The following is a 9,545-nucleotide window of genomic DNA, read 5'->3' as shown; positions in this document are numbered from 1 at the left end:
CAGCCGTCAGCGACGTCTTGCCGTGGTCAACGTGACCAATCGTGCCGATGTTCACATGCGGCTTCGTGCGCTCAAACTTACCCTTCGCCATCTTTATTCTCCGTTCTTCACTGTCACGCGGACTAGAGGAAATTCATGGCCGGCTCCGCTCTGCGGAAGCCGGCCGGCCCCCGCCTTAAGCGTATTTCTTCTGGATTTCCTGGGCGACCGCTTGAGGCACAGCCTCGTAGTGGTCGAAGATCATCGTGTATTGCGCACGACCCTGGCTCATCGAGCGCAGCGTGTTCACGTAGCCGAACATGTTCGCCAGCGGCACCATTGCGGTGATGACCTGATCGATATTGCGGCTTTCCGTACCAGCGATCTGGCCGCGGCGAGAATTCAAGTCGCCGATGATGTCGCCCATGTAATCTTCCGGCGTCACCACTTCCACCTTCATGATCGGCTCGAGAAGCTGAGCACCGGCCTTCTGTGCGCCTTCGCGGAACGCGGCACGGGCCGCGATTTCGAAGGCGAGAACCGAGGAGTCGACGTCATGGTAGGCGCCATCGGTCAGCGTTGCCTTCACGCCCAGCATCGGGAAGCCGGCGAGCGGACCGGAGTCCATGACCGACTGGATGCCTTTTTCGACGCCCGGGATATATTCCTTAGGAACGTTGCCGCCGACGACGGTGCTCTCGAAAACGAAATCCTCGCCTTCCGGGTTCGGTTCAAAAGTGATCTTGACGCGCGCGAACTGGCCGGAACCGCCCGACTGCTTCTTGTGGGTGTAATCGATGTCCGCGGCGCGAGTGATCGTTTCACGATACGCAACCTGCGGCGCGCCGATATTCGCTTCCACCTTGAACTCGCGCTTCATGCGGTCGACGAGAATGTCGAGATGCAGTTCGCCCATGCCCGAGATGATGGTCTGGCCTGACTCTTCGTCCGAACGCACGCGGAAGGAGGGGTCTTCAGCTGCCAGACGGTTGAGCGCGAGACCCATCTTTTCCTGGTCGCTCTTCGTCTTCGGCTCGACGGCGATCGAGATCACCGGATCGGGGAACTCCATGCGCTCCAGGATCACCGGCTTCAGCGGATCGCAAAGCGTGTCGCCCGTCGTGGTTTCCTTCAGGCCGGCGATAGCAACGATGTCGCCCGCAAAGGCTTCCTTGATGTCTTCGCGGCTGTTGGAGTGCATCTGCAGCATACGGCCGATGCGCTCGCGCTTTTCCTTGACCGTGTTCATCAGCGACACACCGGTCTCGACCTTGCCGGAATAGATGCGGCAGAAGGTCAGCGAACCGACGAACGGGTCATTCATGATCTTGAAGGCTAGCATCGACAGCGGCTCGTCGTCCGATGAAACGCGTTTGATTTCCTGTTCGGTCTTCGGATCGATGCCGCGGATGGCCGGAACTTCGATCGGAGACGGCAGGAAGTCGACAACGGCGTCGAGCAGCGGCTGCACGCCCTTGTTCTTGAAAGCAGAACCGCAGAAAACCGGGAAGATTTCGACAGCGCAGGTGCCCTTGCGGACCAGCTTGCGCAGCGTGTCGTTGTCCGGCATCTCGCCTTCGAGATACGCTTCCATCGCGGCTTCGTCGAATTCGACAGCCGCTTCGATCAGCTTTTCGCGGTATTCCTCGGCGCGAGCCTGCAGGTCAGCCGGGATGTCGACGACGTCCCATTCTGCGCCGAGGTTTTCGGCCTTCCAGACCAGTGCCTTCATCTCGATAAGATCGACGCAACCGGCAAAATCGTTTTCCGCACCAATCGGCAACTGCATCACGACCGCCTGCGCGCCAAGGCGCGTCCCGATCATGTCGACACAGCGGTAGAAATCGGCACCGATCTTGTCCATCTTGTTGACGAAGATCATCCGCGGGACATGGTATTTGTTGGCCTGGCGCCAAACGGTCTCGGTCTGCGGCTCGACGCCGGCATTGGCGTCAAGAAGAGCCACCGCACCGTCGAGTACGCGCAGCGAACGCTCGACTTCGATCGTGAAGTCGACGTGTCCGGGTGTGTCGATGATGTTGAAGCGCTTGCGCTTGCCGTCGCGGCCCGGCCAGAAGGTGGTCGTAGCAGCAGACGTGATCGTGATCCCGCGCTCCTGCTCCTGCTCCATCCAGTCCATCGTCGCAGCGCCGTCATGCACTTCGCCGATCTTGTGGCTCTTGCCGGTGTAGTAAAGGATACGCTCGGTCGTCGTTGTCTTGCCGGCGTCGATGTGGGCCATGATGCCGAAATTACGGTAGTCTTCCAGCGGATATTCGCGAGCCATGGGAGGAGGCCTCTCTAAACGGTCTTCTGTTACCAGCGGTAGTGCGAGAACGCGCGGTTGGCGTCCGCCATCTTGTGGGTATCTTCGCGCTTCTTGACTGCCGAACCGCGGTTGCTGGCAGCATCCATGAGTTCGCCGGACAGGCGATCGACCATGGTTGTCTCGTTGCGCTTGCGCGCAGCAGCAATCATCCAGCGGATGGCCAGCGCCTGACGGCGTTCCGGACGCACATCGACCGGCACCTGATAGGTGGCTCCGCCGACGCGACGCGAACGCACTTCCACATGCGGCGCGACATTGTCGAGCGCCTGATGGAACAGTTCGACCGGCTCCTGCTTGGTCTTGTCGGCGATGGCGTCGAAGGCACCGTATACGATGCGCTCGGCAATCGACTTTTTGCCATCGAGCATGATGGCGTTCATGAATTTCGTGACGACCATGTCCCCGAATTTCGGATCCGGGTTGATTTCACGTTTTTCGGCTCTGTGGCGACGCGACATGTCTGTATCTCACTTTTGGCGGCGGTACTCAGGACCGGCCGCAAACCTCTTACTTCGGACGCTTTGCGCCGTATTTCGAACGACGCTGCTTGCGGTTCTTGACGCCTTGCGTGTCGAGCACGCCGCGCAGAATGTGATAGCGAACACCGGGAAGGTCCTTCACACGGCCGCCGCGGATCATCACAACCGAGTGCTCCTGAAGGTTATGACCTTCACCCGGGATGTAGCCGATCACTTCGAAGCCATTCGTCAGGCGAACCTTTGCAACCTTGCGGAGAGCCGAGTTCGGCTTCTTCGGCGTCGTGGTGTAGACACGGGTGCACACGCCGCGCTTCTGCGGATTTGCCTGCAAGGCCGGCACCTTGTTGCGCTTGACCGGAGCCACACGGGGCTTACGGACCAACTGGTTTACTGTAGGCATCAAGCCATCCTTCGTTCGTTCATTCAGGCGCGAATGCGCAAAAAACTGTTTCACATCAACATGCAACAGCGGGGCACACGGGCCCTGCAGGCCCTGCCCCAAAATCCAGAGGAAACGGCGGACCGTTTCATGAAATTGCAATGTATCAGCTTCGCTGGTCAGCCTTGTTTGAGACAAGCTTCGGGGCTCGGCGCCACCGAAAAGTCAATCTCACATTGGCTTGATGGCCGGCTTCTATACGCAAGCCCCTGTCTCGTCAAGAGAAACCGGATACTTTTTGCGCGCGCCGTCCGGCCGGCGCGCACCCGCGTCCTTGACGACATATTATTACGCCGTCGGAATGCCTGGCGCAATTTTACTCTCCGCTTCGCAAAACCGCCCCGCCCGGATATCGCATCGCCGCGGGAATCATGATGAATAGGGCCTGATGAAATCGAAAAACGGACACCACCACGATGGAAGACAGCGAATCGGATGCCGGAACCGGCGTCTTCATCATCATTGGGCGAGTCTGGCCGGTCAAGGACGGGCCCGAAATCGCCATTCATATCCTTCTGCTCGCACCCGACGACGATTCCGCGATTCGCACGGCGCTTAACGCGCTTGCCGAACGCGGATACGAGGAAGCCGAATTGGACCAGATCGGTACGATGGTCGAAGCCCCCGACGAGGAACCGCACGCCTCCGCCTATCAGGGCGCGCTCGAAGGCGAAGTCGCCATCGTTACATTTGCCGAGGGGCTGGAAGAGGAAAGCGGCCGCGGGTTCGATCCTGGCGACGATGAAGACGACTATGACCCCTTTGCCGTCTTGAAGGACTGGAAACCGGACCAGTAAACGGTGCGACTGTGACATACGAAACCGTGGCGGATGGAGACCGCCGGACCCTGCATGCGCTAGCCTATTGCCTCCTGGTCTTCCTGTTTAGCCGCGCAGTCCTGGAACTGATCGGCATGGAAGCGCATGATCTGCTGTTTCCGGTAACCGATCCGCAACTTCGCCAACCGGAGTTTTCGCCATTCGTCTGGCTCAACATCTGGGGCAATCGGGATAGCGGTGGACTCCTCGGGACTATCGAACACGGTTACGGCACGGCCTTACGTGCCGGCGAGATCCTGATGGGGCAAGCCAATTGGCCGCTCTATCCGATGCTATCGAAATATGTCGGCGTTCTGACCGGTCTCGATCCCTTTGCGGCGATGGTCTCCGTCTCCAACGCAGCCCTCCTCCTCGCCCTGCCGATCATCTGGCACGAAGCCCGGTATTACTACGGCGCGAAAGCTGCCGATCTCGCCATCTTGCTGTTTACCTTCATGCCCGGGAGCTATGGCTTTTCGTCAGCAGATAGCGGGTCGCTTTATCTCCTGCTGGTCATGGCAACACTGACCCTCGCGCGCCGCGAGCGCTGGCTTTGGGCCGGATTGACCGCGGCGCTCGCCACGCTGACCCGAAACATCGGCGTTCTCCTGATCATCCCGATCGCCGTCTATGCCTGGCAATCGCTCGGGGCATGGCGCGATCCGCATGTTCTGTCGATCAGGCGGTTCAGGATCTTCATCGCGATGGTACTTCCCGCGACGGCGCTCGCCGGCGGCACCGTCTATCTTTGGCGCCATACCGGCGATCCGTTCACCCTTGCGACGATGTTGGACGCCTGGAAGCGGGAACTGCAGAATCCGCTCAATACGCTGATCGGTCCGATCCTGAACGGCGGCACGATACAGGCGGAAATCATTCCCGGCGTCATCATCTCCGGGATCGGCGTTGCCGCCACACTTCTCCTGTTGGCCCGGCGCAACTGGGCACACGCATGGTTCATGGTGGCCATTGTCCCGATCACGCTAGCGAGCGGCATTCCGTCCTCTGCCCGGATGATTCCGTCCGTCGCCCCGGCGATCATGGTGGCCGGCGCCTTCTTCGCGAACCGACCGCGGGCATGGCCCGTCACGTTTGGCATTTTCTCTGCCGCAAACGGCTTCATGATGGTGTGCCAAGTGCTTGGCCTCGACATCCACTGAGAACGAAAAACGCCGAGCCCATGGCCCGGCGTCAGTCTGTTCACGGTGTTGTCGCAGCCTTATTCGGCGGCTTCGCCCGACTGCGACATGTCTATCAGCATCGCATCCGCACCGGCCACGTTGGACGTCTTGCGACGTTCCTCCAGGATCAGTTCGTCGCGCGCCGTGGCGATGCGGCGGATCTGGTTCATCGTCCCGCCGGTACCGGCCGGGATGAGGCGGCCAACGATAACGTTCTCCTTCAGACCCTGCAGCGTATCGATCTTGCCGGCTACGGAAGCCTCCGTCAGCACCTTGGTCGTCTCCTGGAAGGAGGCTGCCGAGATGAACGACGGGGTTTGCAGCGACGCCTTGGTGATGCCGAGCAGGACCGGGTCGCCCGTGGCGGGCGCCTTGCCTTCCTCGACCAGACGTTCGTTGACCTCTTCCAGCTCGATCCGGTCGACATTGTCGCCGGCGATATACTGGGAGTCGCCTGCATCGGTGATCTCGACCTTTTGCAGCATCTGGCGAACGATCACCTCGATGTGCTTGTCGTTGATCACCACGCCCTGCAGCCGGTAGACCTCCTGGATCTCGTTGACGAGATAGGAAGCAAGCGCTTCCACGCCCTTCACCGCCAGGATGTCGTGCGGTGCCGGGTTGCCGTCGAGAACGTAGTCGCCCTTCTCGATCGTGTCGCCGTCCTGCAGATGGAACGGCCGGCCTTTCGGAATGAGATATTCCGCCGGTTCCTGCGTTTCATCATGCGGCTCGATGATGATGCGGCGCTTGTTCTTGTAATCACGGCCGTAACGGATCGTACCGTCAATCTCCGCGATGACGGCGTGGTCCTTCGGACGGCGTGCCTCGAAGAGTTCGGCCACACGCGGCAGACCGCCGGTGATGTCCTTCGTTTTCGCGCTTTCCATGGGGATACGCGCGATCACGTCGCCCGGGCTCACATGTGCGCCCGGCTCCACCGACAGGATGGCGTCGACCGAGAGCATGAAGCGGGCATCGCCACCCTTGGCTAGTTTCGCCACCTTGCCGCTCTTGTCGAGGACGGTGATCGCCGGCTTGAGATCCGAACCGCGCGGCGTCGAGCGCCAGTCGATGACCATGCGCTTGGTGATGCCGGTCGACTCGTCCGCCGATTCCTGCACCGACAGGCCGTCGACGAGATCTTCGAACAATGCCGTGCCTTCGACCTCGGTCATGATCGGACGCGTATACGGGTCCCACTCGGCAAGACGCTGGCCACGCTTAACCTTGTCGCCGTCGTCCACCATGATCTTCGCACCGTAGGTCACGCGCTGGGTGCCGCGCTCCTCGCCTTTCTCGTCACGAATGATGATGGCCATGTTGCGGCCCATCGCGATGAGAGCGCCTTCGGAGTTGCGAACCACGTTGCGGTTGCGAATCTCGATCGTGCCTTCGTAGGATGCTTCCAGGAAGGACTGGTCGACGACCTGCGCCGTGCCGCCCATGTGGAAGGTACGCATCGTCAGCTGCGTGCCCGGCTCGCCGATCGACTGCGCCGCGATCACGCCCACTGCCTCGCCCATGTTCACGGGCGTGCCGCGAGCAAGGTCGCGACCGTAGCAGACGCCGCATACGCCGGACTGCAGTTCACAGGTCAGCGCGGACCGGATCTTCACGGTCTGGATTCCGGCTTCCTCGATGACGTCGACATCCTTTTCCTCGACCATCGTGCCTGCGGCCACGATGACTTCGCCGGTCGCCGGATGAACGATGTCTTCCAGCGCCGTACGGCCAAGAACGCGCTGACCGATCGAGGCGACGATCTGACCGGCATCGACGATCGGCGACATGGTCAGCCCCTTTTCGGTGCCGCAATCGCGCTGTGTGATGATGCAGTCCTGGGCGACGTCGACGAGACGGCGGGTCAGATAACCGGAGTTCGCGGTCTTCAACGCCGTGTCCGCGAGGCCCTTGCGGGCGCCGTGGGTGGAGTTGAAGTACTCGTTGACCGACAGGCCTTCCTTGAAGTTCGAGATGATCGGCGTCTCGATGATCGAACCGTCCGGCTTGGCCATCAGACCGCGCATGCCGGCAAGCTGCTTCATCTGCCGGGTCGAACCGCGAGCGCCCGAACGCGCCATCATGTAGATGGAGTTCATCTGCTTCTGACGGCCGTTTTCCTCGAACTGGACGGCCTGAATGCCCGCCATCATTTCTTCGGTCAGCTTGTCGTCGCAGCGTGCCCAGGCATCGACCACCTTGTTGTATTTCTCGCCAAAGGTGATCAGGCCGTCATTGTACTGCTGCTCGTATTCCTTGGCGATCTTGTCGGTCTCTGCAACGATCCCCGTCTTGGTGTCCGGGATGACCATGTCATCCTTGCCGAACGAGATGCCGGCGCGGCAGGCGTGGCCGAAGCCGAGCGCCATGATGCGGTCGGCAAAGATGACCGTCTCTTTCTGGCCGCAGTGGCGATAGACAACATCGAGCATCTTCGAGATGTTCTTCTTGGTCATCTCCGTGTTGCAGATGTCGAACGACACCTTGCCGTGACGCGGCAGAAGTTCGCCGATGATCATCCGGCCGGGCGTCGTCTCGTAGATTTTCGAGACGGGATTGCCCTCCTCGTCCACGGTCTTGAAGCGGCCCTTGATCTTGGTGTGCAGCGTGACGACGTCGTTTTCCAGCGCATGGTGCAGTTCGCCCATGTCGGAGAAAATCATCCCCTGCCCCGGCTCGCCTTCGGCGACGATCGAGAGATAGTAGAGACCAAGCACCATGTCCTGCGACGGCACGATGATCGGCTGGCCGTTCGCCGGATGCAGGATGTTGTTGGTCGACATCATCAGGACGCGCGCTTCAAGCTGCGCTTCCAGCGACAGCGGAACGTGCACGGCCATCTGGTCGCCGTCGAAGTCGGCATTGAACGCGGTGCAGACCAGCGGATGAAGCTGGATCGCCTTGCCCTCGATCAGCACCGGCTCGAAAGCCTGGATGCCGAGGCGGTGCAGCGTCGGCGCGCGGTTGAGCAGCACCGGATGTTCGCGGATAACCTCGTCGAGGATATCCCACACTTCCGGCTTTTCCTTCTCGACCAGCTTCTTGGCCTGCTTGACGGTAGACGAATAGCCCTTGGCGTCAAGCCGCGCATAGATGAACGGCTTGAACAGCTCGAGCGCCATCTTCTTCGGCAGGCCACACTGGTGCAGCTTCAGTTCCGGACCGGTCACGATGACCGAGCGGCCGGAATAGTCGACGCGCTTGCCGAGCAGGTTCTGGCGGAAGCGGCCTTGCTTGCCCTTCAGCATGTCCGAAAGCGATTTCAGCGGACGCTTGTTGGCACCGGTGATCACGCGACCGCGGCGGCCGTTGTCGAACAGCGCGTCGACGGCCTCCTGCAGCATGCGCTTCTCGTTGCGGATGATGATGCCGGGCGCACGCAGTTCCATCAGCCGCTTCAGGCGGTTGTTACGGTTGATGACGCGACGGTAGAGATCGTTCAGGTCCGACGTCGCGAAGCGACCGCCATCAAGCGGCACCAGCGGACGCAGGTCCGGCGGGATTACCGGGATGACCTTCATGATCATCCATTCCGGGCGGTTCTGCGAGTCGATGAAGTTCTCGACGACCTTCAACCGCTTCATGAGTTTCTTCTGTTTGAGGTCGGAGGTGGTCGTCTCCAGTTCCTCGCGCAGGTCCGTGGCGATTTTCGGCAGGTCCATCGACGCCAGGATTTCCTGGATCGCTTCGGCACCGATCATCGCCGTAAACTGGTCCTCGCCGAACTCGTCGACGGCCAGCATGTATTCTTCCTCAGAGAGGAGCTGGTATTCCTTCAGCGAGGTCAGACCCGGCTCGGTCACGATGTAGTTCTCGAAATAGAGAACGCGCTCGATATCCTTGAGCGTCATGTCGAGCAGCGTGCCGATGCGCGACGGCAGCGACTTCAGGAACCAGATATGTGCAACCGGCGCTGCGAGCTCGATATGGCCCATGCGCTCGCGGCGCACACGCGACAGCGTCACTTCGACGCCGCACTTTTCGCAGATGATGCCCTTGTATTTCATGCGCTTGTACTTGCCGCAAAGGCATTCGTAGTCCTTGATCGGACCGAAGATGCGCGCGCAGAACAAGCCATCACGCTCGGGCTTGAACGTGCGGTAATTGATCGTTTCCGGCTTCTTGATCTCGCCATAAGACCAGGAAAGGATCTTTTCCGGGCTCGCGATCGAAATCCGGATCGCGTCAAAATTCTGGGCTGGAGCCTGAGGATTGAAAAGATTTGCAACCTCTTGGTTCATGCCGTTCTCCTTACGGGGATTTCCCCGTTCCAATGCGCGGATGGATGGTCCGCTTGTAATCCTAAAAACCGGCCAA

The 9,545-nt window shown here is 60.4% G+C and carries 6 protein-coding genes and 1 pseudogene; 2 read left to right on the top strand and 5 right to left on the bottom strand.

The window, feature by feature from the left end; genetic code table 11:
* The 4 genes from IG169_RS23770 to rpsL form a co-directional block, all read right to left on the bottom strand.
* On the bottom strand, positions 1 to 91 hold a 91-nt coding region (locus IG169_RS23770; RefSeq protein ID WP_246717558.1), incomplete at its 3' end, for a GTP-binding protein.
* An 84-nt stretch (positions 92 to 175) separates the two neighbouring features.
* Positions 176 to 2,266, bottom strand: coding sequence for an elongation factor G (gene fusA, locus IG169_RS23765; protein ID WP_193178761.1), 2,091 nt, complete (start codon positions 2,264 to 2,266; stop codon positions 176 to 178).
* 29 nt (positions 2,267 to 2,295) lie between these two features.
* Positions 2,296 to 2,766 (bottom strand): 30S ribosomal protein S7, encoded by a 471-nt coding sequence (rpsG, locus tag IG169_RS23760; protein ID WP_193178760.1) that lies wholly within the window; start codon positions 2,764 to 2,766, stop codon positions 2,296 to 2,298.
* A gap of 49 nt (positions 2,767 to 2,815) precedes the next feature.
* On the bottom strand, positions 2,816 to 3,187 hold the full coding sequence (rpsL, locus tag IG169_RS23755; RefSeq protein ID WP_175276139.1) for a 30S ribosomal protein S12: 372 nt from the start codon (positions 3,185 to 3,187) through the stop codon (positions 2,816 to 2,818).
* Positions 3,188 to 3,642: 455 nt separating this feature from the next.
* On the opposite strand from rpsL, the pseudogene IG169_RS23750 reads away from it, so the two are divergent.
* Both IG169_RS23750 and IG169_RS23745 read left to right on the top strand, forming a co-directional pair.
* Positions 3,643 to 3,924: pseudogene (locus tag IG169_RS23750) on the top strand (transcriptional regulator); the annotation flags it as partial.
* Between the two features lie 110 nt (positions 3,925 to 4,034).
* Positions 4,035 to 5,204 (top strand): hypothetical protein, encoded by a 1,170-nt coding sequence (locus IG169_RS23745; RefSeq protein WP_193178759.1) that lies wholly within the window; start codon positions 4,035 to 4,037, stop codon positions 5,202 to 5,204.
* Positions 5,205 to 5,263: 59 nt separating this feature from the next.
* Here the strand turns inward: IG169_RS23745 and rpoC are convergent, their stop codons facing one another.
* Complete coding sequence (rpoC, locus tag IG169_RS23740; RefSeq protein ID WP_193178758.1) at positions 5,264 to 9,469, bottom strand: DNA-directed RNA polymerase subunit beta'; 4,206 nt, start codon at positions 9,467 to 9,469, stop codon at positions 5,264 to 5,266.
* Positions 9,470 to 9,545 lie beyond the last annotated feature (76 nt).

This window comes from Oricola nitratireducens (assembly GCF_014904745.1).
GTDB lineage: Bacteria > Pseudomonadota > Alphaproteobacteria > Rhizobiales > Rhizobiaceae > Oricola > Oricola nitratireducens.
Note: the sequence above shows the minus strand (reverse complement) of the source record. Positions and strands in the feature narration are given on the sequence as shown.